Annotated in this window: 24 protein-coding genes and 2 tRNA genes; 16 read left to right on the forward strand and 10 right to left on the reverse strand. The window is 70.3% G+C overall.

What is annotated here, in order from left to right; genetic code table 11:
- Positions 1 to 494: 494 nt before the first annotated feature.
- The 7 genes from FSY66_RS01205 to rpmH all read right to left on the reverse strand — a co-directional run bounded on the left by FSY66_RS01205 (position 495) and on the right by rpmH (position 5296).
- The gene (locus tag FSY66_RS01205) at positions 495 to 1355 is read right to left on the reverse strand and encodes a ParA family protein (protein ID WP_396350870.1); all 861 of its coding nucleotides are present in this window, start codon (positions 1353 to 1355) and stop codon (positions 495 to 497) included.
- A 288-nt stretch (positions 1356 to 1643) separates the two neighbouring features.
- Positions 1644 to 2225, reverse strand: a complete 582-nt coding sequence (gene rsmG / locus FSY66_RS01210) for a 16S rRNA (guanine(527)-N(7))-methyltransferase RsmG (protein WP_260853368.1) — start codon at positions 2223 to 2225, stop codon at positions 1644 to 1646.
- A 135-nt stretch (positions 2226 to 2360) separates the two neighbouring features.
- Positions 2361 to 3011, reverse strand: a complete 651-nt coding sequence (locus FSY66_RS01215; RefSeq protein ID WP_144790460.1) for a Jag family protein — start codon at positions 3009 to 3011, stop codon at positions 2361 to 2363.
- 76 nt (positions 3012 to 3087) lie between these two features.
- Positions 3088 to 4224 (reverse strand): membrane protein insertase YidC, encoded by a 1137-nt coding sequence (gene yidC / locus FSY66_RS01220; RefSeq protein ID WP_144790462.1) that lies wholly within the window; start codon positions 4222 to 4224, stop codon positions 3088 to 3090.
- Positions 4221 to 4652, reverse strand: coding sequence for a membrane protein insertion efficiency factor YidD (gene yidD, locus FSY66_RS01225; protein WP_260853369.1), 432 nt, complete (start codon positions 4650 to 4652; stop codon positions 4221 to 4223). Before yidD ends, yidC begins: the two co-directional genes overlap by 4 nt.
- 62 nt (positions 4653 to 4714) lie before the next feature.
- On the reverse strand, positions 4715 to 5068 hold the full coding sequence (rnpA, locus tag FSY66_RS01230) for a ribonuclease P protein component (protein WP_144790464.1): 354 nt from the start codon (positions 5066 to 5068) through the stop codon (positions 4715 to 4717).
- A gap of 90 nt (positions 5069 to 5158) precedes the next feature.
- Positions 5159 to 5296, reverse strand: a complete 138-nt coding sequence (gene rpmH / locus FSY66_RS01235) for a 50S ribosomal protein L34 (RefSeq protein WP_006214384.1) — start codon at positions 5294 to 5296, stop codon at positions 5159 to 5161.
- 520 nt (positions 5297 to 5816) lie between these two features.
- Here rpmH and dnaA point away from each other — a divergent pair.
- The 10 genes from dnaA (at position 5817) to FSY66_RS01280 (ending at position 17518) form a co-directional block, all read left to right on the forward strand.
- Positions 5817 to 7535, forward strand: coding sequence for a chromosomal replication initiator protein DnaA (gene dnaA / locus FSY66_RS01240; protein ID WP_144790466.1), 1719 nt, complete (start codon positions 5817 to 5819; stop codon positions 7533 to 7535).
- Between the two features lie 712 nt (positions 7536 to 8247).
- The gene (gene dnaN, locus FSY66_RS01245) at positions 8248 to 9372 is read left to right on the forward strand and encodes a DNA polymerase III subunit beta (RefSeq protein WP_144790469.1); all 1125 of its coding nucleotides are present in this window, start codon (positions 8248 to 8250) and stop codon (positions 9370 to 9372) included.
- A gap of 13 nt (positions 9373 to 9385) precedes the next feature.
- On the forward strand, positions 9386 to 10585 hold the full coding sequence (gene recF, locus FSY66_RS01250; protein ID WP_144790471.1) for a DNA replication/repair protein RecF: 1200 nt from the start codon (positions 9386 to 9388) through the stop codon (positions 10583 to 10585).
- Positions 10582 to 11187, forward strand: a complete 606-nt coding sequence (locus FSY66_RS01255; protein WP_144790473.1) for a DciA family protein — start codon at positions 10582 to 10584, stop codon at positions 11185 to 11187. Before recF ends, FSY66_RS01255 begins: the two co-directional genes overlap by 4 nt.
- A 392-nt stretch (positions 11188 to 11579) precedes the next feature.
- Positions 11580 to 13715: a DNA topoisomerase (ATP-hydrolyzing) subunit B gene (gene gyrB / locus FSY66_RS01260; RefSeq protein WP_144790475.1), complete on the forward strand. Its 2136-nt coding sequence runs from the start codon at positions 11580 to 11582 to the stop codon at positions 13713 to 13715.
- Positions 13716 to 13869: 154 nt separating this feature from the next.
- On the forward strand, positions 13870 to 16509 hold the full coding sequence (gene gyrA, locus FSY66_RS01265; RefSeq protein ID WP_144790477.1) for a DNA gyrase subunit A: 2640 nt from the start codon (positions 13870 to 13872) through the stop codon (positions 16507 to 16509).
- Complete coding sequence (locus FSY66_RS01270) at positions 16506 to 17054, forward strand: DUF3566 domain-containing protein (RefSeq protein WP_144790479.1); 549 nt, start codon at positions 16506 to 16508, stop codon at positions 17052 to 17054. The genes gyrA and FSY66_RS01270 overlap by 4 nt, the downstream gene beginning before the upstream one ends.
- A 131-nt stretch (positions 17055 to 17185) precedes the next feature.
- Positions 17186 to 17259: transfer RNA gene (locus tag FSY66_RS01275), tRNA-Ile, on the forward strand.
- A 35-nt stretch (positions 17260 to 17294) separates the two neighbouring features.
- A complete protein-coding gene (locus tag FSY66_RS12735) occupies positions 17295 to 17423 on the forward strand; it encodes a hypothetical protein (RefSeq protein WP_260853305.1) in 129 nt (42 codons plus the stop codon).
- Between the two features lie 22 nt (positions 17424 to 17445).
- Positions 17446 to 17518 (forward strand) — tRNA-Ala (locus FSY66_RS01280).
- Positions 17519 to 17600: 82 nt separating this feature from the next.
- Here FSY66_RS01280 and FSY66_RS01285 read toward each other — a convergent pair.
- Both FSY66_RS01285 and FSY66_RS01290 read right to left on the reverse strand, forming a co-directional pair.
- Complete coding sequence (locus FSY66_RS01285) at positions 17601 to 18197, reverse strand: EthD domain-containing protein (protein WP_144790481.1); 597 nt, start codon at positions 18195 to 18197, stop codon at positions 17601 to 17603.
- A 43-nt stretch (positions 18198 to 18240) separates the two neighbouring features.
- Positions 18241 to 18822, reverse strand: a complete 582-nt coding sequence (locus FSY66_RS01290) for an EthD family reductase (RefSeq protein WP_144790483.1) — start codon at positions 18820 to 18822, stop codon at positions 18241 to 18243.
- Between the two features lie 132 nt (positions 18823 to 18954).
- On the opposite strand from FSY66_RS01290, the gene FSY66_RS01295 reads away from it, so the two are divergent.
- The 4 genes from FSY66_RS01295 to FSY66_RS01310 all read left to right on the forward strand — a co-directional run bounded on the left by FSY66_RS01295 (position 18955) and on the right by FSY66_RS01310 (position 22493).
- Entirely contained in the window at positions 18955 to 19332 is a 378-nt protein-coding gene (locus FSY66_RS01295) for a MerR family transcriptional regulator (protein ID WP_144790485.1), read from the forward strand.
- 37 nt (positions 19333 to 19369) lie between these two features.
- Complete coding sequence (locus tag FSY66_RS01300) at positions 19370 to 20284, forward strand: arginase family protein (RefSeq protein ID WP_186304341.1); 915 nt, start codon at positions 19370 to 19372, stop codon at positions 20282 to 20284.
- An 8-nt stretch (positions 20285 to 20292) separates the two neighbouring features.
- Positions 20293 to 21099, forward strand: a complete 807-nt coding sequence (locus FSY66_RS01305; protein ID WP_144790486.1) for a PIG-L deacetylase family protein — start codon at positions 20293 to 20295, stop codon at positions 21097 to 21099.
- 83 nt (positions 21100 to 21182) lie between these two features.
- Positions 21183 to 22493: an Nramp family divalent metal transporter gene (locus tag FSY66_RS01310; RefSeq protein ID WP_144790488.1), complete on the forward strand. Its 1311-nt coding sequence runs from the start codon at positions 21183 to 21185 to the stop codon at positions 22491 to 22493.
- A 106-nt stretch (positions 22494 to 22599) separates the two neighbouring features.
- Here FSY66_RS01310 and FSY66_RS01315 read toward each other — a convergent pair whose 3' ends face one another.
- Positions 22600 to 23502: a hypothetical protein gene (locus FSY66_RS01315; RefSeq protein ID WP_144790490.1), complete on the reverse strand. Its 903-nt coding sequence runs from the start codon at positions 23500 to 23502 to the stop codon at positions 22600 to 22602.
- 202 nt (positions 23503 to 23704) lie between these two features.
- On the opposite strand from FSY66_RS01315, the gene FSY66_RS01320 reads away from it, so the two are divergent.
- A complete protein-coding gene (locus FSY66_RS01320) occupies positions 23705 to 24247 on the forward strand; it encodes a peptidylprolyl isomerase (RefSeq protein WP_144790492.1) in 543 nt (180 codons plus the stop codon).
- Between the two features lie 233 nt (positions 24248 to 24480).
- Positions 24481 to 25278, forward strand: a complete 798-nt coding sequence (locus FSY66_RS01325; protein ID WP_260853308.1) for a rhomboid family intramembrane serine protease — start codon at positions 24481 to 24483, stop codon at positions 25276 to 25278.
- Positions 25279 to 25432: the final 154 nt, after the last annotated feature.

Below are 25432 nucleotides of genomic sequence, written 5' to 3' on the forward strand. Positions count from 1 at the left end.
TGACTGCGGCGAACCACGCACCAGGACGACGTGCTCCCGTCCGGTGGAGCGCGGGATGTCATCTCAGCGACGGGCACAGGAGGTCACCCAGCAGGTGGTTCGCTGCCCGTTCCGCAGCGTCCGACGTTTCACGTGAAACAGCGTCGCGCGCCGACGCGACGACGACCCCGACCGCCGCGCCCCGTCGGGAGGTCATCGTCGGGTCCTTACCTGCGACTGAAGCAAGGGGCACAGCCGCGGCCCGGGCCGCCGTCGCAGACGCAGGCGACCGACCTCGAGGCATGGTCATCGAGGGCGCCCGGTTCCGGGCGGCAGGCCCCGGGCCATCTCCGTCGCCATCAGACGACCTGTGCGCGACCCGCACCGATCGTCGGTCCACAGACCCGGTGGTCGCAGCCCTTTCGTCTCCTCTGCCCGGGCCTTGATCAGCACAACGGCCCCGTTTCACGTGAAACGGGGCCGTTCGCCAGCCATGGGTCATCGCGCGCGCATCGTCAGGAAGCGGTCGGCACACCTCGTGCGGCGATCTCTGCGGCCGCCTCGAGGTAGGAGAGCGCGCCGGTGGACTGCGGATCGTAGGTGATCACCGACTGCTGATAGCTCGGCGCTTCCGAGATGCGCACCGAGCGAGGGATCATCGTCTCCAGGACCTTGTCGGGGAAGTGCTGCCGCACCTCGTCCGCGACCTGCGAGGACAGGTTCGTGCGGCCGTCGTACATGGTCATCAGGATCGTCGAGACGTGGAGATCCGGGTTCAGGTGCTTCTGGATCATCCCGATGTTGTTGAGCAGCTGGCTCAGGCCCTCGAGGGCGTAGTACTCGCACTGGATGGGGATGAGCACCTCCGTCGCCGCGACGAAGGCATTGATCGTCAGCAGCCCGAGGCTCGGGGGGCAGTCGATGAAGACGTAGTCCAGTCGCTCCAGACCCGCAGCCTCACGAGCCTTGGCGTACTGGGCGATCGCACGCGACAGTCGCTGCTCGCGGGCCACCATGGAGACCAGCTCGATCTCCGCGCCGGCGAGGTCGATGGTGGCCGGCGCGACCACGATGCGCTCGGACTCCGGAGACGGTGCGACGACCTGCTCGAGCTCCATCTCATCCACGAGGACGTCGTAGACGCCATCCACCTCGGAGCCGTGCGGCACACCCAGGGCGGTCGAGGCGTTGCCCTGCGGGTCGTTGTCGACCACCAGGACATGGAGGCCCTGCTCGGCCAGGGCGACAGCGAGGTTCACAGCGGTGCTGGTCTTGCCCACTCCGCCCTTCTGGTTGCTCACCGTGACGATGCGGGTCTGCTCGGGCCGCTCGAGCTGCACGCGCTGGAGTCGCCGCCGTCGCTGGTTCTCTTCCACGAGCTTCCTTCCGAGCGGGGTGTCTCCCGCACCTTGTGCCGCCGGAGCGCCGGCGTCCTGACCTGCCGTCATCCGCGATCCGCGATCGGGCTGCACGGCCGTGGGCTGAGCGACCGGATCCGGGGGGAGTCCGAAGTCGTAGCCCCGGGACGACGTGTTCTGCGGCATCGAGCCACCCTCCTGGACCTGATGTGATGTACATCACACCGCAAGAGGCCGTGGCCTCCGGCGGACCAGGCCAACACTACCCAAGGGGGCTCCCGCGCCGCCCAGCCGGAGCCGTACGGGTCAGAGCGCCACGCGGACCACGGTCGTGGGCTCCTCGAGCAGCTCCTGCCCGAGGGAGAGGACCTCCGTCCGCGAGACTCGATGGCGCTTGAGCTGCTTGCGGGCCTTCTCGACCTCGGCCTCCGCCGAGCGGCCCTTGAGCGCCAGCAGCTCCCCGGACCCGTGCAGCAGCGGGAGGGTGAAATCCAGCAGCCCGCTGAGCGCCGAGACGGCGCGTGCCGTGACCACCTGCGGGGCCTCCCCTCCGGGCAGCTCCTCGACCTGTTCGCCTCGGGCGCGGAGGACCTGGACGTTGTCGAGCTGCAGGTCCTCGATGACCTCGTTCAGCCACGTGACGCGCCGCTCGAGCGGCTCGATCAGCGTCAGCCGCAGATCGGGGCGGGCGATGGCCAGGCAGAGCCCGGGCAGTCCCGCACCCGAACCCACATCCGCCACCCGGGCGTCCTGGGGGATCAGGGATTCCACCACCGCGCAGTTGAGCACGTGGCGCCCCCACAGCCGCGGGGCCTCCCTCGGACCGATCAGACCGCGCACGATGCCCGACGACGCCAGGTGCCCCACATACCGCTGGGCCAGGGGCAGCCGGTCGCCGAAGAGCGTGCGCGCGGCCCGGGCCTCCTGGCCCTCGAGCTCGGGGGCCGGCTGCGCGACCGCTCCGCCGGCCCCGTCCTCCGCCGCACCGCCGGGAGCGCGATCAGGCGTCTGCTCAGCCACGCCTCAGCCGTTCGCGGAGACGACGATGTGACGGCCGGGGCCCTCGCCCTCCGACTCCGAGTGCATGCCCTCCTCGGCCACGACGTCGTGGACGATCTTGCGCTCGTACGGCGTCAGCGGCTCCAGGTGCACCGGCTCGCCGGAGTCGCGCACCTGCTGCACCGTGCGGCGCGCCATCTCCCGGAGCTCCTCCGCCCGGGCCTTCCGGTAGCCGGCGACGTCCAGGACGAGACGGCTGCGCTGCTCGGTGCCCGCGAGCACCGCCAGGCGGACGAGCTCCTGGAGAGATTCGAGGACCTCGCCGTCCTGCCCCACGAGCATGTCGAGGCTGTCGTCGTCGTCCTCGGTCACCACGGAGAGATAGGTGCGTCCGTTGCGGACCTCGATGTCGATGTCGCCGTCGAGATCGGCGAGATCGAGCAGCTCCTCGATGTAGTCCGCCGCGACCTCGCCCTCCTCCTCGAGGAGATCGACCTGGTCGCCGTCGGAGTCGGGGGACCCGCCCTGCGCGGCGGCACCGGTCTGGTCCGCGGGGACGTCGACGCCCGCGGCGACCGCGCCGGCGTCGACCTTCCGGCCCGGCTCGAGGTCGCTGACGTCGATCCCCTCGGGGGCCGCGTCCTGCGACGGATCGCTGCTCTGGTTCTCGCTCATGAATCTCTCCTGACGACGGGGTGCACAGGCCGTTCCCGACAGTATGGCGAATGCGGCTGCCCTGTGGGCGGCGGTGTCAGGCCCTGGAGCTGCCCTTGCCCTTGCCCGACTTCCGCTTCCCCGACGAGGCCCCCTTGGAGATCGGCGAGGAGCTGCCGCTGGCCGGCTCGTGCTCCGCTGCGCCCGCGCCCTTCCGAGCAGCGTCAGCGGCACCGCCGCCGACGCGTGCTTGCGGCTCGTTCTTGACGCCCTTGGCCTTCTGGCGCTTCTTGCTCATGGGCTGCTGGCGCTGACCGGCCGCGGCCTTGGCACGCGCCTCCTCGATCTCGGCCTCGTGCTCCTCCTGGGTCTTGCCCAGCGGCGGCAGGCCCTTGGCGGCGCGGCGCTCGTTGAGCTCCCGCTCGGCCTGCGATCCGGGGGTCGGATTGTTGCGGATGGTCCAGTACTGCTGCCCCATGGACCAGACGTTGGAGATCGTCCAGTAGACGAGCACGCCGATCGGGAAGTTGATGCCCGTGATCAGGAAGATGATCGGGAAGATGTAGATGATCATCTGCTGCTGGCGGTACATCGGCGAGTTCTTGGTCGCCTCGGAGACGTTCTTGGACGCCAGCTGCTTCTGCGAGATGAACATGGTGACCGTCATGGCCAGCACGAGCAGTGCGGCGATGATGATGGTCGCCGTGTGGTTGCCGTCCCCGGGGGAGCGCAGCGTCGAGAACAGCGGAGCGCCGAAGAGCGTGCCCTCGTAGAACTGGTGGATCTTGTCCGAGGACAGGACCAGGATTCCCTCGTTGTTCTCAGCGGCCTGCGGGACGCCGTTGAGCACCTGGAACAGGCCGAAGAAGATCGGCATCTGGGCGAGGATCGGCAGGCACGAGGCAAGCGGGTTGACGCCGTGGTCCTTGTACAGCGCCATCTGCTCCTCGGCCATGGCCTGCCGCGACACCTGGTCGGTCTTGCCCTTGTACTTGGCCTGCAGCTTGGTCATCTGCGGCTGGATCTCCTGCATGCCGCGCATCGAGCGGATCTGGCGCAGGAACAGCGGGATGGTCAGCGTGCGCATCACGAGCGTCAGGCCGACGATCGCCAGGACCCAGGTCCAGCCGCTCGCGGCATCCAGGCCGATGAGCGTGAACAGCTCGTGGAACAGCCACAGGATCGCGGAGACGATCCATTTGAAGGGCCAGAGGATGATGTCGAAGATGTTCATCGGGTGGAAGCTCCTTGAGCCGTCGGCGCGGCGGGCTGGTCAGCGCCGTCCTGGCGCCCGGACGTGTTCTCGGCTGCCGGATCGCGCGGCGTCAGCACCGCGGCGCGATCGGCGGGCGTGGGGTGGTTCAGCAGGATGATCCGCGGCAGCTCGGCCTCCGTGGAGAACCGGCGACCGCCCTGCGGCACCCTGTCGATGCCGCCGGCCGCCCAGGGATGGCATCTGAGGAGACGTCGCACGGTCAAACCTAGGCCCCGCACCGCGCCGTGGCGAACCACGGACTCCAGCCCGTAGGCCGAGCACGTGGGGAAGTGCCGGCAGACGTCGCCGTAGAGCGGAGACACCAGCAGGCGATAGAGCTTCAGGCCCGCGATGAGCAGGTTCTGCGGCAGCAGCCACAGCGCCTGCACCGGTCCCGTCGGGCGCACGAAGTCGGAGGGCGCCTCCTCCCAGAGCCGCTCCTCGGCCGTCCGGGGCGCGTCCGGGGCGCTCACGCCGGGACCTCCGCCTTGGCGGCCGCCTTGCGCCACGCGGACTCCCAGTCGCGGCGCAGCTCGTCGAAGCCCGCCTCGGCGGAGGGCGGCAGCGCTCGCACCACGACGTCGAAGCCGTCGGGCCGCCGCTCGATCGTGGTGCCCACGAGCTCGCGCAGGCGGCGCTTCACCCGATTGCGGCACACGGCATTGCCGACCCGCTTGGAGACGACGAAGCCCGCCCGGGCCGGCTGGCCCGCGGCGGTGGCGCGCACATAGACGACGACGTTCCGGCGCCCCTGCCGGGCACCGGAACGTGTGGTCGCTGCGAAGTGCGTGGAGGTGCGCATCCTGTGCTGTGCGGGAAGCACGCGCTCACCCCCTTCGAGCTCGGCGGCGTCCGAGGCCGCGGGCATCCCGGTGGGGGAGGCCGCCGCGGCCGTCGATGGCGACGAGAGGTCTCAGGCCGAGAGGGAGGCGCGGCCCTTGGCGCGGCGCGCCGAGAGGATGCCGCGGCCGGCGCGGGTGCGCATGCGGGCGCGGAAGCCGTGCTTCTTGGCGCGGCGGCGATTGTTCGGCTGGAACGTGCGCTTGCTCATGGTTCTTCTCCGGATGCAGGACGGGCGTGCCCCTGTGCGCTGCGGACCAGGCGCACGCTGCCCGTGCAGCACGGGCGCGCAGCAGGCCTGCCGCGGGCGAGGGGTCCACCGCTGTGGTGGTCGATGGCTGTGCCGCCGCGGAGCGCATGAGCGCAGGACGCAGCTCGGACACAGGACTGACCGATTGTAGGCGCGCAGGCAGGGGCGGTCAACCGAAGCCGTGATGACCGTCCCTCGCCCACATGCTGTGAACTCGCTGCCGAGAATCCTGTGGATAACCGGATTCGCGCGCTTGCCGCCAACGGCGCGCTCTCGCACGTGTAACTACACAACTGTAGTTCCCGAGGGCCCGGATCGAGGCTAGGCCGCCGCTTCGAACGTGCTCTAGGCTGACCTTCGCGCTCGACCCCCGGAGCAGCTGTCCACCGCTGTGAACAACTCTGTGGATGACCGGTCGTCAGAGCCCTCCAGGACCCTGCGTCCGGAGCCGAATCGCCCCCGATCCCGGAGTCCCCAGACCGTGAGTCCTCAGCAGAACCCGGAGCTCGACGCCCAGTGGGCCCAGTGCGTGAGCGCCATGTCCGAGGACCCGCAGATCTCCCCCCGGCACCGGGGCTTCCTCCGCCTGGCCCAGCCGCGGGGCCTGATGGGCACCACGCTGCTGATCGCCGTGCCGAACGAGCTGACCCGTGAGGTCCTCCAGTCCAAGATCGCGCCGGCCTTCAACGCAGCGGTGACGCGGTCCTTCGGCCAGGACACGCTCGTCGCGCTCGTCGTGGACACCGATCTGGAGGAGGTCTCCGAGCAGGAGATCGAATCCGCTTCGCGCGCCTCCCTGCCGCCGCTGAGCGAGCTCGAGGCCGAGCGCGGCCGCACCGCCGCCCCGGCCCCGGATCGGCCGGACGACCAGCTCTCCACCACGAGCTCGGAGTACTCCGGGGCCGTCGACTCGTTCCGCTCGCCGTCGCCGCGCCCGGCCCCCCAGCGATCCGCGGAGCCCGAGCCCGCTCGCCGACCCGACCCCGAGCCGACGGCGGCGCCCGTCCAGGACCTCCGCCCGGAGACCCCGCCCCAGGACGCCCCGCGCCCCGCGGCGCCGCGCTACGAACGGGGTCGGCAGGACACCTTCGCGCCGATCTCGCCGAGCGCCCCCTCCGCCGCGGAGGACCACGGGACCGCCGGCGCCGAGTCCGCGGAGTGGAACTCGAGCGCGCGCCTGAACCCCAAGTACGTCTTCGAGTCCTTCGTGATCGGGCAGTCCAACCGCTTCGCCCATGCGGCCGCGTTCGCGGTCTCCGAGACGCCCGCCAAGGCATATAACCCGCTGTTCATCTACGGCGACTCCGGGCTGGGCAAGACGCACCTGCTGCATGCGATCGGCCACTACGCCAAGCGCCTGTACCCCGGGATCTCGGTGCGGTACGTGAACTCGGAGGAGTTCACGAACGACTTCATCAACTCGATCCGCGACGACGAGGGCTCCTCCTTCAAGGAGATCTACCGCAACGTCGACATGCTGCTGATCGACGACATCCAGTTCCTGGCCGGCAAGGAGCACACGCAGGAGGAGTTCTTCCACACCTTCAACGCGCTGCACAATCACGAGAAGCAGATCGTGATCACCTCGGACCTGCCGCCCAAGCAGCTCACGGGGTTCGCCGACCGCATGCGATCGCGCTTCGAGTGGGGGCTCATCACCGACGTCCAGCCGCCCGAGCTCGAGACCCGCATCGCGATCCTGCGCAAGAAGGCCCGCTCCGAGGGAACCCAGGCCCCGCCCGAGGTGCTGGAGTACATCGCCTCCCACATCTCCACGAACATCCGCGAGCTCGAGGGCGCCCTGATCCGCGTGACGGCCTTCGCCTCGCTGAACCGCCAGGACGTCGATCTGCCGCTGGCCGAGCTCGTGCTCAAGGACCTGATCACGGACGACGACGGCGAGATCACCGCCGCCACGATCCTCGGCCAGACCTCCGCCTACTTCGACATCTCCCTCGAGGAGCTCAAGTCCAAGTCGCGCACGCGCACGCTGGTGACCGCCCGCCAGATCGCCATGTACCTGCTGCGCGAGCTCACGGACATGTCGCTGCCCAAGATCGGCCAGGAGCTCGGCGGCCGCGATCACACCACGGTCATGCACGCCGACCGCAAGATCCGCACGCTCATGGCCGAGCGCCGGCAGATCTTCAACCAGGTGACCGAGCTGACCAACCGGATCAAGCAGCAGCGCGGCGGCTGAGCCGGCTCCCGCCCCCCCTTCGGAAGGCCCCGAGGCCCCGCTCCAGCGGCCTCGGGGTCTTCTGCCATCCGTGCCCGACCCCTCTGTCCACAGGAGTCCGCGGCTCGCTGCCGCCTGTCGACCGGACTTCTCCACAGCTGTGGGAAGGCCTGTGGACGGTCTGTGCACGAGCGGATTCCACCGGCTGTGGACAACTCTGTGGAGTTCTGCCGGATCCCGGTGGAAAACGGCCCGTGATCCGGGGACCGGCCTGTGCACGCACCGCAGATGACATCCATGTGATTACACAGCCGACGGAGGATCCGTGGACGGCGGTGCACAGTCCTCCCACAGCCGGGATCCGCGTCAGTTCAGCGATCCGGGCTCTTTTCCACAAGATCCACAGAGGTTATGAACACTACTGACCATTAACTCCTCCGCCGGACAACGAATGCCCTGCTGCCCGCACCGGGCCCGCCGAGCTCGTGTAATTACACGTTCCGAGCGGGCCGACGGTCGTCCGGACCCGATCCCGGAGCCTCCACATCCGGCGGATTCCTGGAATTACAGGAGTCCCGAGCCTCGACACCCCGCGTCCCCCCTCGCGGCGCCGCTGCGCGCCGCCCGGTGAATGGCACAGGGCACACCGCGCCGATAGCATGCAGACGTCGTCTGTCCGGACTCCGCCCGGACTTCGCGCGGACGGCATCTGCGAACGAAAGGCGCTCACACCGTGAAGTTCTCCGTCGAACGGGACGTCCTGGCCGAGGCCGTGACCTGGACCGCCCGGTCCCTGTCGCCCCGCCCTCCCGTGCCGGTGCTGTCCGGCCTGCTGCTCAAGGCCGAGTCCGGGCAGGTCTCCCTGGCGGGCTTCGACTACGAGATCTCTTCTCGCGTGTCCATCGACGCCCGCATCGAGGAGGAGGGCACCGCTCTCGTCTCGGGACGCCTGCTCGCGGACATCTGCCGCTCCCTGCCTTCGGCCCCGGTCGACGTCGTGACCGATGAGGGCAAGCTGACGCTGATCTGCCGGTCGTCGCGGTTCAACCTCGCGGCCATGCCGGTCGAGGACTACCCCGAGCTGCCCGGGCTTCCCGAGGTCTCCGGAATCGTGGACGGCGCCGAGTTCGCCCAGGCCGTCGCTCAGGTGGGCATCGCCGCCTCCAAGGACGACACCCTTCCGATCCTCACGGGCGTGCGGATCGAGATCGACGGCGAGCGCATGACCCTGCTGGCCACCGACCGCTACCGCCTGGCCATGCGCGAGCTCACGTGGCGCCCCAACAGCAGCTCGCTGCAGACCGCGGCGCTCATCAAGGCCAAGACTCTCAGCGACGTCGCCAAGACCCTCGGGCCGGCCGGCGAGCTCAACCTCGCCCTGTCCGACAGCACGGAGCTCGTGGGCTTCGAATCCGGCGGCCGCCGGACCACGTCGCTGCTCATCGACGGCGAGTACCCCAAGATCCGCTCCCTGTTCCCGGAGTCGACTCCGATCACGGCCGCCGTGCGCACCTCGGAGCTCGTCGAGGCCGTGCGCCGCGTCTCGCTGGTCGCCGAGCGCAACACCCCGGTCCGCCTGGCCTTCTCCGAGGGGCAGGTCGCCCTGGACGCCGGCACGGGCGAGGACGCCCAGGCATCCGAGGTCATCGAGGCGAACCTGCAGGGCGAGGACATCACCGTGGCCTTCAACCCCACGTACCTCTCCGAGGGCCTGCACGCGTTCCACTCGGAGTACGTGCGCTTCTCGTTCACCGCTCCGCCCAAGCCCGCCGTGCTCTCCGCTCAGGAGGAGCAGGACGGCGACGACTCCGTGGCCTACCGGTACCTGCTGATGCCGGTGCGCCTGCCGAGCTCCTGAGTCCCGGGCCTGCGTGCACGTCGACTCGCTGTCGCTGGCGGACTTCCGCAGCTATGAGCGCCTCCAGCTCGAGCTGAGCCCGGGCATCACCGTCATGCTCGGCCCCAACGGCGTCGGCAAGACCAACATCGTCGAGGCGATCGACTACGCCGCGACGCTGACCTCGCACCGGGTCAGCGGCAATGCCCCGCTGCACCGGGCCGGGACCGAGCGCGCCGTGATCCGCACGGGGGTCCGCCGCGCCGGGCACCGAACCGCACTCGAGTTCACGCTCGCGGAGGGCCGGACCCCGACCGTGCGCCTCAACCGCGGCGGGACCGTGCGCGCCCGCGAGGCCCTGGGCGTGCTGCGCACCGTGCTCTTCTCCCCGGAGGACCTGGCCCTCATCAAGGGCGAGCCCTCGGGGCGCCGCAGCTTCCTCGACGTGCTCGGGGCCTCGATGCGCCCCGCGCTGGCTGGCGTGATCGCGGACTACGAGAAGACCGTGCGCCAGCGCAATGCGCTGCTGAAGTCCGCACGGCGGAGCGGGAGATTCACCGAGGCCCATGAGGCCACGCTCTCGGCCTGGAACGACCAGCTGGCGACGTACGGCGCCGCGGTCCTGCAGTCCCGGCTGCAGCTCGTGCTCGCCCTCGAGCCAGAGGTCCGCCGCGCCTACGGGCAGCTCGCCGACGGCCCCCGGGCCCCGGCGCTGCGCTACCGCTCCTCGATCCTCCCCGAGGCCGCCGACGGACGGATCGATCAGCTCGCCCACTTCACCGCCGCGGACCTGCGCGAGCTGATGCTCGAGGCCTGCACGCAGCTGCAGGAGCAGGAGGTCGAGCGCGCCGTCTCGCTGGTCGGCCCGCATCGCGATGAGCTCGAGATCCTGCTGGGCGACCTCCCCGCCCGCGGCTACGCCTCCCACGGCGAGATGTGGTCGTGCGCGCTCTCCCTGCGCCTGGGCTCCTGGTACGTCCATCTGGACGACGACCGCTCCGAGGGCTCCTCCCCCGTGCTGATCCTGGACGACGTCTTCGCCGAGCTCGACGCCCGCCGTCGCAGCCGCCTGGCGGCGATGGTCTCCGATGCTGAGCAGGTCCTGGTCACCGCCGCCGTCGAGGAGGACGTCCCCCGGGAGCTGCTCGACTCCGACTCCGGCCTGCACATCGTCCGGGTCACGCCGGGCGCCGCCGTCGTCGAGCGCGGATCGGACAGGGAGCGGGACTCATGATCCCCGCCCAGCGGCCGCGCTCGGAGCGCGACCGGGACGTCGTCGACCCCGCGGCCGCCGCGCTCACGCGGGTCCGCCGCGCCGCCGAGGCGCGCGGGGAGGGGCGCTTGCACGGTGCGGCCGCCAAGGCGAACCTGCGCAGCTTCGGCGCGGCGATGGAGGCGGCGACCGCCTCTCCCGTGCGACGCCGCGACGCCGAGCGGGATCCCCGTCAGCTCGGCGGCTACTCCGGCGCCGGCGCCTCCCCCCGCGATCCGCAGGGCATCGGCAGCGTCATGGACCGCTTCGTGGCCGGGCGCGGGTGGCGCACGCCGGTGGCTGTCGGCTCGGTCATGACCCTGTGGCCCGAGCTCGTGGGCCCCTACGTGGCCGAGCACTGCGTTCCGGAGTCCTTCGAGGACACGGTCCTGCGGGTGCGCTGCTCCTCGACCGCCCAGGCGGCGAACCTCAGGATGCTCCAGTCGCAGGTGCTGACCGCGATCGAGAAGCGGCTGGGCTCGGGGATCGTGACCCGGCTGGAGATCGTCGGCCCGGTCGCCCCGAGCTGGCGCAAGGGCCGCCGCGCCATCCGCGGAAGGGGCCCGCGCGACACCTACGGCTGAGCCGGTGCGCTGCCCGCCTCGCAGCGCGCGATGGCGGCGCGTCGCAGGGAGGATCCGCCCGGGGCTGCCGGGAGCTCGTGGACGGCCTGCAGAGCGCTCGGACCCTCGGGGGACGGCATCGGGGTCGGTCCGCACCCCCGGAGGCGGTCCTAGGGCCGCTCTGGCGCCGCTGATGCCCGGTTCCGGACGTGCCGCACGGGCGCGCGGCCGCCGTCCGCTATGATGGAGGTCGGATCAGCGACGCGGCGCCCGAGCGCCCCCGGCCCAGCAGCCCCCGATGCCCTGGTGCCGTCCGCTCGCGCGCTGTCGTCGGAGTGCCGCTCTCCCCTCGGACCCGCTTCCCGGGACGAGCGCGGCCTCCGCCCAGACCAGCAGTGAGGAACCAGCAGCCCGTGGCAGATGACAAGAGCACCGACGGCGGCTACGGCGCCAGCGACATCACCGTCCTGGAGGGCCTCGAGGCGGTCCGCAAGCGCCCCGGCATGTACATCGGATCCACCGGGCCTCGCGGCCTGCACCACCTCGTCTACGAGGTGATCGACAACTCCGTCGACGAGGCCCTGGCCGGTCACGCCGATCACATCGAGGTCGTGCTGCGCGCCGACGGCGGCGTGAGCGTCACGGACAACGGCCGCGGCATCCCCGTGGACATGCATCCCACCCAGGGTCGGCCCACGGTCGAGGTCGTCATGACGATCCTGCACGCCGGCGGCAAGTTCGGCGGCGGCGGCTACGCCGTCTCCGGCGGACTCCACGGCGTGGGCATCTCCGTGGTGAACGCCCTGTCCGCGCGCGTGGAGACCGAGATCCGCCGCCAGGGACACGTCTGGCGCATGTCCTTCGCCGAGGGCGGGCGCCCCCAGGGGGAGCTCGAGCGCGGCGAGGAGACCGAGGAGACCGGAACGACCCAGACGTTCTGGGCGGATCCCGAGATCTTCGAGACCGTGGAGTACGACTTCGAGACGCTGCGCGCCCGCTTCCAGCAGATGGCGTTCCTCAACAAGGGGCTGCGGATCTCCCTGACCGACGAGCGCAGGCTGGACGCCTCCGGCGACGAGGTCGCAGGGGAGCAGCCGCGCGCCGAGATCATCACCGAGGTCGAGGGGCAGGATGCCGCCGACGTCCCCACCGCGCAGGTCCCGGCGGACTCCGCCGAGACCGACGGGGCCGAGGCGCCGGAGCGCCGGCCCGAGCTGAACACCGTCGGAGTGACCGCCGACGGTCACCGCCGGGTCATCTACCTGTACGAGAACGGCCTTCTCGACTACGTCCGGTTCATCAACAGCGGCAAGAAGGCCGAGCTGATCCACGACGAGATCATCGACTTCGAGACGGAGGACGTCGAGCGCAGCATCTCGGTCGAGATCTCGATGCAGTGGACCACGGCCTACAGCGAGTCCGTGCACACGTACGCCAACACGATCAACACGCACGAGGGCGGCACCCACGAGGAGGGCTTCCGCACTGCGCTGACCACGGCGATCAACCGCAAGGCCCGCGAGTTCAAGATGCTCCGGGACAAGGACGACAACCTGACCGGCGAGGACGTGCGCGAGGGCCTCACCGCGGTCATCTCGATCAAGCTCGGGGACCCGCAGTTCGAGGGCCAGACCAAGACCAAGCTCGGCAACTCCGAGGCCAAGCCGTTCGTGCAGCGCGTCGTGGCCGACGAGCTGGGCGACTGGATCGAGCGGAACCCGAACCACGCCAAGGACATCATCCGCAAGGCGATCGGCGCCTCGCAGGCCCGCATGGCCGCGCGCAAGGCGCGCGAGACCACGCGCCGCAAGGGGCTGCTGGAATCCGGCGGCATGCCCGGCAAGCTCAAGGACTGCTCGTCCAAGGACCCCTCGAAGTCCGAGATCTACATCGTCGAGGGCGACTCCGCCGGCGGCTCGGCGGTCCAGGGGCGCGACCCCGCGCACCAGGCGATCCTGCCGCTGCGCGGCAAGATCCTGAACGTCGAGCGGGCCCGACTGGACCGCGCGCTGTCGAATGCCGAGGTCCAGTCGATGATCACCGCGTTCGGCTCGGGCATCGGCGACGACTTCGACATCGAGAAGGCGCGCTACCACAAGATCGTGCTCATGGCCGATGCCGACGTGGACGGCCAGCACATCACCACGCTGCTGCTGACGCTGCTGTTCCGCTTCATGCGCCCGCTGATCGACCACGGATTCGTGTACCTCGCGCAGCCGCCGCTGTACCGGCTCAAGTGGTCGAACGCCCCGCACGACTACGTCTACTCCGACGCCGAGCGGGATCGGGCGCTCGCCCAGGGCCAGGCCGCGGGCAAGCGGATCCCCAAGGACAACGGCATCCAGCGCTACAAGGGCCTGGGCGAGATGTCCTACACCGAGCTGTGGGACACCACCATGGACCCGGAGCACCGCACGCTGCTGCAGGTGACCATGGAGGACGCGGCTGCGGCCGAGCAGGTCTTCACCATGCTGATGGGCGAGGACGTCGAGGCCCGCAAGGAGTTCATCCAGCAGAACGCCAGCGACGTCCGCTTCCTCGACATCTAGTCGCACACGGTCATATGTCATCTACGGCATATGACCGGCGGGCGCCGTCGCGGGCGCCCGCCCAGGAGCGGATCAGGCAGCAGCGGAACGGCCCAGCGGCCGACCGAGAGCACAGACGCCCGCGGGCGTCCGGAGAAGGACGGAAAGCGCACGTATGAGCGACGACACCCAGGGCTCGCCCGAGGAGCCGGAGAACCAGCCGGGCACCGAGGCCGAGGCCCCGACCCTCACGGGCGACCGCGTCGAGCAGGTGGATCTCCAGACGGAGATGCAGCGCTCCTACCTCGACTACGCCATGGCGGTGATCGTCGGACGCGCCCTGCCGGACGTCCGCGACGGCCTCAAGCCGGTCCACCGCCGCGTGATCTACACGATGTACGACGGCGGCTACCGGCCGGACCGCGCCTTCAACAAGTCGGCCCGCGTGGTCGGCGACGTCATGGGCCACTACCACCCGCACGGCGACTCCGCGATCTACGACGCCCTCGTCCGCCTGATCCAGGACTGGGTCCAGCGCTACCCGCTGGCCCTGGGGCAGGGGAACTTCGGCTCGGCCGGCAACGACGGCGCGGCCGCCCCGCGGTACACCGAGACCAAGATGGCCCCGCTGGCCATGGAGATGGTCCGGGACATCCACGAGGAGACCGTCGACTTCCAGGACAACTACGACGGCAAGTCGCAGGAGCCCGCGGTCCTGCCGGCGCGGTTCCCGAACCTCCTGGCCAACGGCTCCTCCGGCATCGCGGTGGGCATGGCCACGAACATCCCGCCGCACAATCTCCGGGAGCTCGCCGACGGCGTCCAGTGGTACCTGCAGCATCCGGACGCCTCGCGCGAGGAGCTGCTCGAGGCGCTGCTCCAGCGCGTGAAGGGCCCGGACTTCCCCGGCGGCGCGCAGATCCTGGGGCACAAGGGCATCGAGGAGACCTACCGGACGGGTCGCGGCTCGATCAAAATGCGCGCGGTCGTCTCCGTGGAGGAGATCCACGGCCGCACGTGCCTCGTGGTCACCGAGCTGCCGTACATGGTCAATCCGGACAACCTGGCCATCAAGATCGCGGACCTGGTCAAGGAGGGCAAGGTCGGCGGCATCGCCGACATGCGCGACGAGACCTCGGGACGCACCGGCCAGCGCCTGGTCATCGTGCTCAAGCGCGACGCCGTGCCGAAGGTGGTGCTCAACAACCTCTACAAGCACACGCCGCTGCAGGAGAACTTCTCCGCGAACATGCTGGCCCTGGTCGACGGCGTGCCGCGCACGCTGTCGCTGGACGCGTTCATTTACCACTGGGTGCGGCACCAGATCGAGGTCATCGTCCGGCGCACCAGGTTCCGGCTGCGCCAGGCGCAGGAGGAGGCCCACATCCTGGTGGGACTGCTCAAGGCCCTGGACGCCCTGGACGAGGTCATCGCCCTGATCCGCCGCTCGCCGACCCCCGACGAGGCGCGCACGGGGCTGATGGAGCTGCTCGGGATCGACGAGGAGCAGGCCCAGGCCATCCTCAACATGCAGCTGCGCCGCCTGGCGGCCCTGGAGCGGCAGAAGATCCAGGACCGCTATGCCGAGCTCGAGCAGATGATCGCCCGCTTCGAGGCGATCATCGCCTCGGAGGACCTGCAGCGCCAGATCGTCTCCGAGGAGCTCGAGGAGACCGTCGACAAGTACGGCGACGACCGCCGCACCGAGATCCTGTACGGCTACGACGGCGACATGTCCATGGAGGACCTGATCCCCGAGGAGGACGTCGTCGTCACGATCACCCGCGGCGGCTACGTCAAGCGCACGCGGATCGACCAGTACCGGGCTCAGCACCGTGGGGGGAAGGGCATCCGCGGGGCCAACCTGCGCGGCGACGACGTCGTCGAGCACTTCTTCACGACCACCACGCACCACTGGATCCTGTTCTTCACGACCCACGGCCGCGTGTACCGGACCAAGGCCTACGAGCTGCTCGAGGCCGGGCGCGATGCCAAGGGCCAGCACGTCGCCAACGTCATGGCCTTCCAGCCGGGCGAGCAGATCGCCCAGGTCATGGAGCTGTCCACCTACCAGGACGCCCCGTACCTCGTGCTGGCCACCCGCAGCGGCCTGATCAAGAAGTCGCGCCTCGAGGACTACGACACCAACCGCACCGCCGGCGTCATCGCGATCAACTTGCGCGACGGCGACGAGCTGGTCTCGGCCAAGCTCGTGGATGCCGACGACGACGTCTTCCTGGTCTCGCGCAACGGCCAGTCGCTGCGCTTCCGCGCCGACGACGACGCCCTGCGCCCCATGGGCCGTGCGACCTCCGGCGTGACCGGCATGAAGTTCCGCGGCGACGACGAGCTGCTGGCCGCCGACGTCGTCGAGGAGGGCTCCCAGAGCTACGTCTTCGTCGTGACCGAGGGCGGCTATGCCAAGCGCACCGCCGTCGAGCAGTACCGGCGCCAGGGCCGCGGCGGACTGGGGATCAAGGTCGCCAAGGTCGGCGACGAGCGCGGCAGGCTGGCCGGCGCGCTGATCGTGGGAGGATCCGACGAGGTCATGGTCGTCATGGCCTCGGGCAAGGTCGTGCGCTCCGCGGTCTCCGAGGTCCCGGCCAAGGGACGCGACACGATGGGCGTGATCTTCGCCAAGCCGGCACCCAAGGACGCGATCGTCGGCATGGCGTGGAACGCGGATCGGCACATCGAGGACGCGGTCGAGGAAGCAGTCGAGAGCGGCGCGGTTACCATTGCGGATCCAGCAGCGGATCCGGCGGACGAGGATGCCGTACCGTTGGACGAAGTCAACGACGGAGGTAACGCATGAGCCCCGAGGCACGCACCAGCGCGGCCGGACGATCGACGTCCTCGTCGACCACCGGCGGCGCTGATCGGGGGACCTCGCCCAGCCAGGCCCGGAAGGTCGGCGACGCAGCCAAGGCGCAGGGCGGCGGCCGCACTCCCCAGCGGGCCTCGACCAAGGGCCTGGTCCGCCCCGCCCCGCGCGCCAAGGTCCGCCGCGCGCGCCTGGTGGTCTCGCGGATCGACACCTGGTCGGTGCTCAAGCTCGCGTTCCTGCTCTCGGTCGCCCTGGGCATCGTGCTCGTCGTCGCCTCCGTGCTGAGCTGGATCCTGATGGACATCACGGGCCTGTTCAACGGCATCAACGAGCTCGCCTCCATGCTGGCGGGCCCCGACGGCAGCGCAGAGGTCCAGGACCTGGTCTCCCTGGGGCAGGTCGCGATCTTCGCGACGATCCTCTCGGTCATCAACGTCATCCTGCTGACGCTGCTCTCGGTCCTGGCGGCCATGCTCTACAACCTCGCCGCAGGACTGATCGGCGGCATCGGGGTCACCCTCACCGACGACTGAGCCGCTTCCGGCTCCCGCGCTCGCCGCGGCCGCGGATTGGTCCCGGCCGCGGCGATCGTGTAGAGTCCTTACTCGTTCCGGCAGGAGTGACCGCATGGTCGCAGCCGGACGTGACCGGCACCGCCGGTCACGGGCGTATAGCTCAGACGGTTAGAGCGCTTCGCTGATAACGAAGAGGTCCCAGGTTCAATTCCTGGTACGCCCACGGTTCACAGGCATCCCAGTGCATCGGAGACCGGCATGAGGAACGCTCTGACGGCGATCGTGCTCGTCGCCGGCGCGGCCGGTGCGGGAGCGGCCGCATGGCGGCTGCGCTCCGCGGATGCCGATCGCGCCGCCTGGCGCGACGCCGTGGATCCCGTCGACTGACAGATCGCACGGGCACCCTTCCGGGGGCGTGGCGCAATTGGTAGCGCATCTGCTTTGCAAGCAGAGGGTTAGGGGTTCGAGTCCCCTCGCCTCCACCCGATCTTCGACAGAGGCCCCGCCGGGCGCACCGGCGGGGCCTCTGTCGTTCTCGGGCGCTGCCGGCCCGGCGGCAGCGCCTCAGACGGCGGGCCAGCCCTCGGGGGCGATCATCTGAACGGCGTCCACGATCGCCGCACGTCCGCCGGCCGCCTGCGCGACCTCCTGGGCGACGTCGCGACCGCGCGTGAACACGGACAGGAGCTTGTCGCCGCCGCCCTCGACCGGCACGGCCGAGTCCAGGGAGATCTCGTGGATCGCCCCGACGCGATCGCTCTCCGGGACCGCCGCGGCATCGGCGCCGAGCAGCAGGACGCGGGTGCGCGTCACCTGGCCGCCGCGGATCTCGCGGACCCCGGTGACGAGGGCGGAGAAGCCGTTGTCGACATCGAACATGTAGTCCTCGTCGGGCCGCAGCTTCTCGTTCCAGGCCGGGTGCTCCCAGGCCTTCTCCTCCTGCTCGGGGGACTCGAAGAACAGCTCCGCGATGCCGTGGAACTGGTCCCAGTGCCACTGGTGATCGACGGGGCGGTCCTGCACGTAGCCGACGACCTGCTCGACGGGCATGATGAACTCGCCGTGATCGTCGTTCCAGTGCTCGTGGAACTCGTCGAGCTTCGAGGCGGGGAAGTTCTCGGCGTGGGGGATCAGGAACGCGATGCGGTGGTGCAGGGACATGGTGCTTCCTCTCGTGCGATGGCGGATCGGGGCGGGTGCGGTGTCAGAGGTAGGGGCTCACCGGCGGGGTGATGATCGGCGACGGCGTGACCACGAGGGAGTCGATGCCCTCCGACTCCCCGCCCAGCGCGTCCTTGACCGCGAAGGCGTCGGGCTCGCCGGCGGTCCACACCGACAGGACCGTGCGAGCTCCGGTATGGGTCTCCGGCGCGTCGAGGTGCAGCGTGCTCACGCGCACGGCCAGCCCCTCGGGGATGCGGGACGAGTCGCCGTCGAAGACCAGGACGCGGTGGGCGGTCTGGCGGCCTTCGAGAGCGACCTCCTCCTGGACCAGCGCCGAGAAGGTCTCCTCCTCGACCATGAACGAGTGCTCGTGCTCCCGGATCACCTTCGACTGGTGCGAGTCGAAGGCCTGCTGCTCCAGCGCGGCATCGTCGTAGTAGAGCTCGGCGACGCCGTCGTAGGTGCCGCGGCCCCACTGGGCCGCCACCGGCCGGTTCTGGACGTAGCCCTTGAGATTGACCGTGGGGGTCAGCAGCAGGGCGTGGACCATCTGCCAGTCCAGGTGGAACTTCTCGTACGTGGCGGATTCGATCTTCCGGATGAACACGATGCGATGGTGCACAGCACTCTCCTCCTCGTCAGCAGCGGGGCCCTCTGGGCCTGCTCGTGCTGCGAGCGTAGAGTCTGACGTCGACGTCAAGGTCAAGGACCGACGGCTGGGAGACCGGTGCGTCCGAGGGCAGGGGAGCGGACCATGAAGATCGGAGAGCTCGCGCGGCGGGCCGGAGCGACCACGCGGCAGCTGAGATACTACGAGGAGCAGGGTCTGATCGCTCCGGACCGCACGCACAGCAACTACCGGGACTACGGCGAGGACGCGATCGAGCGCGTCCGGCAGATCCGCCGACTGATCGAGGCCGGCATGCCGACCCGGGTGATCAGGGTCCTGCTGCCCTGCGTCGACGGGCCCGGCGCGGAGCTGCCGCATCACGACAATCCGGAGATGGCGGCCCTGCTCGAGGCCGAGCGCGAACGCCTGCATGAGCAGATCGAGAAGCTCACGCGCAGCCAGCAGCAGGTCGAGTGCTACCTGGACCGGGTCAGGGAGGCCCGCGCCCAGCAGCCCGCCTGAGCACCGGCCGTCGAGAACGAGTGAGGAGAAGGACACCATGACGAGCGAGAGCATCCCGATGGACGACGCGCTGACTCTGCGCCTGGTCTGGCCCCAGTGGCAGGGGGCCGGGGCGGACATGGCCGACTCCTCGGTCCCGGAGGTGCGCCGGGAGCGGGCCCGGCGCGGGTACGAGGTCGGCTCCCGGGTCCTGGACGCCGTGCTGCCCGCCCACTCCGGGCCGACGGAGATCGTCTCCGTCGACGCGGGCGACGCGGAGGAGGGCTCGACCGGCGGGATCGAATCCCGCTCCGCGATCCTTTCCTCGCTGCGCTCCGGCCTGGCCGCCCTGGCCAGGACCGAGTGGGACCGCGTCCTGACCCTCGGCGGGGAGTGCGCCGTCGGCGTGGCTCCGGTCGCCGAGCTGGCGCGCAGGCACGGCGACGACCTGGCCGTGATCTGGATCGACTCCCACCCCGATGCCGACACCCCGGACACCGGCTACGACGGCTTCCACGCCATGGCCGCCTCGGTCCTGCTCGGCCACGGCGATCAGGAGGTGCTCGACCTGCTGCCGGCGACCGTCGGCGCCGATCGGTTCGCCTATGCCGGGCTGCACGACGGGGAGGACGACGCCCTGGGCAATGTCCGCGACTGGGGGCTGCCCGTCTTCGCCCCGGAGGACCTGCGGAAGACCACGCAGCCGCTGCTCGACTGGCTGGCCGCCACGGGCGCGAGTCGCGTCGCACTCCACCTGGATGTGGACGTGGTGGACAGCGACGAGGCGGCCCTGGGCCTGGGCCGGGTGCCCGGCGGCCTGACCCGCGAGCAGGTCCGGAGGGTGATCGCGGACCTCGGCGCCCGGGCGGACATCGTGGGGCTCACGATCGCGGAGTTCGTCCCGCGGAGCCTGCTCCAGCTGCAGGAGATGCTCGACGGCCTGCCGCTCGTCGGGTCGGACGGGCTGGACTGAGCCGCCGCGTGTCCGTCATCGTCTTCCTCCATGCCCACCCCGACGACGAGTCGTCGCAGACGGCCGGCACCATGGCCCGGGCGGTCGCGCAGGGCCACCGGGTCGTCGAGATCTTCGCGACGAACGGCGACTTCGGCACCCCGCTCGAGGCCTCGGACGAGGCCCAGGAGGTGCTCTCCGTGGCCGAGCACCGCCGCACGGAGGCTGCCGCGGCCGCCCGGGTGCTCGGCATCTCGCGCGTCGAGTGGCTCGGCTACCACGACTCCGGGATGACCGGCTGGTCGCAGAACGACGGGCAGAGCTGCTTCCACCGCGCGGACGTCGAGGAGGCGGCCCGGGCCGTCGCGGCCGTCCTGGACGACGAGGGCGCCGATGTCCTCGTGGGCTACGACTGGCACGGCGGCTACGGCCACCCCGATCACGTCAAGGTCCACCACGTGGCCCACCGCGCCGCGGCACTGGCCGCCGACCGGCCGCGGCTGATCGAGCAGTCGATGGACCGCGACCGCATCCGCGGACTGCGCGATGAGGCCCTGGCCGCCGGGGCATCGCCCGATGAGGTCCTGGACCCCGACGGCCCCGGCGACGACGGCAACGGCTTCGGGATCCCCGCCTCCGAGCTGCACTGGCAGGTCGATCTGGACGACGAGCTGCTCGAGCGGAAGCGGCAGGCCATGCAGTGCCACGGCTCGCAGGCCGACGTCCAGGGGATGCTGCGGATGCCCCCGGAGCAGTACCGCGCCTTCTTCGGCGTCGAGTCCTTCCGGGAGCCGGGTCTGGATCAGCGGCTCCGGAGGGCCTGGCCCTTCGACTGAGCCCTGTCTGTCAGCTCGTGCTCAGGACCTGAGTGCGACCTGTGATAGTCATGACGCACGTCACTGCTGCGGAAGGCGGAGTCATGACCAGATCGACGGAGGTCCTGGGGCCCATGCCCCATATCGACCCCGATGAGCAGCTCACGGCGATCCGCCGCTGGAAGATCATCGGACCCGGCCTGGTGGTGGCCGGCACGGGGGTGGGTGCGGCCGACCTCGTGGCCACCCTGACGGCGGGCTCGCGCTACGGCTACGCCCTGCTGTGGGCCGTCATCCTGGGCACCGTCGTGAAGATCGTGCTCGTGGAGGGCGCCGGCAGGTACTCGCTGTCCACCGGCCGCACGATCTTCGAGGGCTGGCGCTCCCTGGGGCGCTGGACGGCGATCTACTTCGCGCCGTACATCATGATCTGGGGCTTCGTGTACGGAGCCACCGCGATGTCCTCGGCCGCGCTGCCGATCGTCGCCCTGTTCCCGGACACGCTCCCGCTGCCCGCCTGGGCCATCCTGATGGGCCTGGCCGGCTTCGCCATGGTGTGGTTCGGCAAGTACGCGCTCGTGGAGAAGCTGACGGCCGTGATGGTCGGCGTGATGTTCGTCGTCGTCGTGGGCCTGGCGATCATCGCGGTCCCGAACATCCCGGAGATGCTCAAGGGCCTCATCCCCATGATCCCGGAGGGCGGGCTGGTCTACACGCTCGCGCTGTCCGGCGGCATCGGCGGCACGATCACCCTGGCGGCCTACGGCTACTGGCTGCGCGAGAAGGGCTGGGCGAGCCCCAGGTGGATGCGAGTCATGCAGCTCGACAACGCGGTGGCCTACGTGGTCACCGGCATCTTCGTGCTGTCCATGCTGATCGTGGGCGCGGAGGTCCTCCACGCCGCAGGTGTCTCCATCTCCGCCAGCGACGAGGGTCTGCTCGACCTGGCCGACGTGCTCGAGGACCGCTACGGCCAGGCCATCGGCACGGCGTTCCTGATCGGCTTCTTCGCGGCGTCGTTCTCCTCCGTGGTGGGCGTGTGGTCGGGCGTCTCGCTGATGTTCGCCGACTTCTGGGGCCATCACCGCGGGCTGCCCTCGGGCCATCCGGACACCCGCCCGGGCGGGAAGTACGTGAAGTTCTACCTGCTGTGGATCACGTTCCCGCCCATGCTGCTCCTGCTGCTGGGGCGCCCGATCTTCCTGATCCTGCTCTACGGCGTCCTGGGTGCGCTGTTCATGCCGTTCCTGGCCATCACGCTGCTCGGACTGCTGAACACCGAGCGCACGCCGAAGCGCTGGCGCAACGGCTGGGTGACCAACGGCGTGCTGCTCATCTGCGCGATCCTGTTCACGATCCTGGGCGTCTACCAGGTGTGGGACACGATCCAGGACGTGATCGGCTCCTTCGGCTGATCCTGGACGACGCACGACGAAGGCCCCCTCACCGACTCGGTGAGGGGGCCTTCGCGGTCCATGCGGGAGCCTCAGGGGCTCAGCCGCAGGAAGCCGGGGGTCAGGCTCAGGCGTTGCCCTGGTGCTTGCCGCCCTGGGCGCCGTTCTTGCCGCCCTGGGTGCCGTTGATCTGGTCCTTGATCTCGTTGACCGTGCTCTTGGCATCCTCGGTGACCGACTTGGCGGTCTGCTTGACGCCCGAGTCGCCCTTGGCGTCGTCGACCTTGACGCCCTGGCCCGCGGCGACCGTGGTGGTCGAGTCGACCGGCGAGGCGGTGACGCGCGGGGAGGTCGAGGCCGGGGTCTTCCAGGGATCCTGGACCGGGCGCGACGCCTTGAAGGCGGCGGCGCCGGCGATCGCGCCGGTCACCACCAGGCCCACGACGAGCAGGCCGCGGCCGTTGCCCTTCTGCGCCTTCTTCTGCTGCTTGGCGTAGTCCTTGGACATGCGCGCGGCGGCCTTCTTGGCGTTCTTGACGGCCTTCTTGTCGCCGGTCAGGCGGACGACGGCGGCCTCGAGCTGCTCGGGGGTGTCCGCATCCGCGAAGCGCTGGGCGAGCTGCGCGGCGGTCGAGTTGTAGCGCTCGGAGACGGCCTGCTTGCCGTCGTTGGCCGCCTTGAGGGCCTTGGCGGCCTGCGGGGTGGCCTTGACGGCCGCGCCGACCGGGGTGACCTTGGCGGCCACCTTGGCGAACTGCGGGGCGGCCTTGGCGGCCTGCAGCGCGGCGCGGGTGCGCAGCTGGGACGAGGTGCCCTTGGCGCGGGCAGCGCCCTGCTCGACGTACGGGGCGGCCGTGTGGAGGCCGCCGGCGACCGAGTTGGCCCCGGAGCGCACGGTGCTCTGCAGGCGCGGCGCCAGGACGCCGATCCCGTCGGCGATCCAGTCGCCGACGCCGACGACGCGGTTCTCGACGGCGGCCTGACGCGCCGCGGCGGCCTTGGCGGCCTTCTTCTCTGCCCTCTTGCTCATGGAAGCTCCCTCTCTCATGGGGTATGTATCTCGGGCCAGCATACGGGGTGAGTCCTGGATGGCCCATGGCAGAACCGGGGTCCTCGCCCAGCATCCAGGGAGTTTTCAGCAGATCGCTGAGCTTTTTCACTCCCGGCGGAACGGCGGGCGTCGTCCTGCGTCGCCGGTCGACTCCGGGGCCCTGCGTGGGATACTGGCGTCCATGACTTCTCTTGCCACTGCAAAGGCGACCATCCACACGAACCACGGCGACATCGTCGTGGAGCTCTTCGGCAACCACGCTCCGAAGACCGTCAAGAATTTCATCGGCCTGTCCGACGGCTCCCAGGAGTGGGTGGACCCGAACACCGGCTCCAAGGGCGAGGGCCCGCTCTACCAGGACGTCATCTTCCACCGCATCATCAAGGACTTCATGATCCAGGGCGGCGATCCGCTGGGTCAGGGCGTCGGCGGCCCCGGCTACATGTTCGACGACGAGATCCACCCCGAGCTCAGCTTCGACAAGCCCTACCTGCTGGCCATGGCCAATGCCGGCAAGCGCGGCGGCCAGGGCACCAACGGCTCGCAGTTCTTCATCACCACCGCGGCCACCCCGTGGCTCAACGGCAAGCACACGATCTTCGGCGAGGTCGTCGACGACGAGTCCAAGAAGGTCGTCGACGAGCTGAACAACGTGCGCACCGGCGGCATGGACCGCCCGGTCGAGGACGCCGTGATCTCCTCGATCGACATCGAGCAGCTCTGATCCGCAGCGCTGCCCCGATGGACCGCCCGCATCGGCGGTCGTCGACCCGGCTCGGAGCCCGTGCCGGCGCATGAGCCCGGACCAAGAGCCCGGACCAAGAGCCGCCGCAGCGGACCGCAGGAGCCCGACCGATCCGGTCGGGCTCCTGTGCTGTCTCCGGGCTCGGCGCAGTTCCCGGGTGCCGCTCGACGACGGCGGGCACCACCCCCCATCAGCACGTCAGGAGCACAGCGATGACGCAGGGACACGACGAGAGCGCCCGGGGCGGCGACGGCCGCCGCGAGCCGGAGCTGCCGCAGTTCGGGCGGATGGCCGACCCCTCGCAGGCCCCGCCCGAGCCTCGGGAGATGGGCCGCGGGCAGACGGATCCCCTGCAGGGAGCCGCGTGGCAGAGCGGCCGCCCGGAGGCCCGGCAGGACCCGGGCCGGGGGCCGCGGCCGCCGCGGCGGCGCGCCCGCCGACGCGGATCGGACATGGCCGTGACCTGGGTGCTGATCGGCGCCTGCGTCGTCGTCTACGCCCTGCAGTGGCTGCTGACGCTGATCGGGATCGATCCCGTCGTGCTGCTGGGCCTGGCCCCCGGCCGCGTCTCCCAGGCCCCGTGGACGGTCGTCACGAGCGGCTTCGCGCATTCGATGGGCAATCCAGCGCACCTGGCGCTGAACATGTACACGCTGTGGATCTTCGGGCGCATGCTCGAGCCCGAGATCGGACGCGGCCGCTTCCTGGCCGTGTACCTGCTCTCCCTGCTGGGCGGCTCCGCGGCGGTTCTGCTGCTGTCCCCAGCGCTGACCTTCACCGTGGGGGCCTCCGGGGCGATCTTCGGGCTGTTCGGCGCGGTGCTGGCCCTCGCGCTGTGGGGCGGCCGGCACCACCGGGAGAACCTCGCCGGGATCGTGCTGCTGATCGTGATCAACACGGCGTTCGGGCTCTTCGTGCCGGGCATCTCCTGGCAGGGGCACCTGGGCGGGCTCGTGACGGGCCTGGTGGTCATGGCTGCGCTGACGGCCATGCGCCGACGCCGGGCATGAGGCCCTCCCACAGCTTCTCCACACCCCCTGTCCACAGCGGTGGACGAACATCATCCGTGTAGTTCCACAGATGTGAACAAGCCTGTGGATACGGATCGAGGCGGATGGGGGCGATCGGGTTCGCACGGATGTTCGATATCTTCACAGCTTTCTC

The organism is Kocuria palustris, from assembly GCF_007666205.1.
In the GTDB taxonomy this organism is placed as follows: domain Bacteria; phylum Actinomycetota; class Actinomycetes; order Actinomycetales; family Micrococcaceae; genus Kocuria; species Kocuria palustris_A.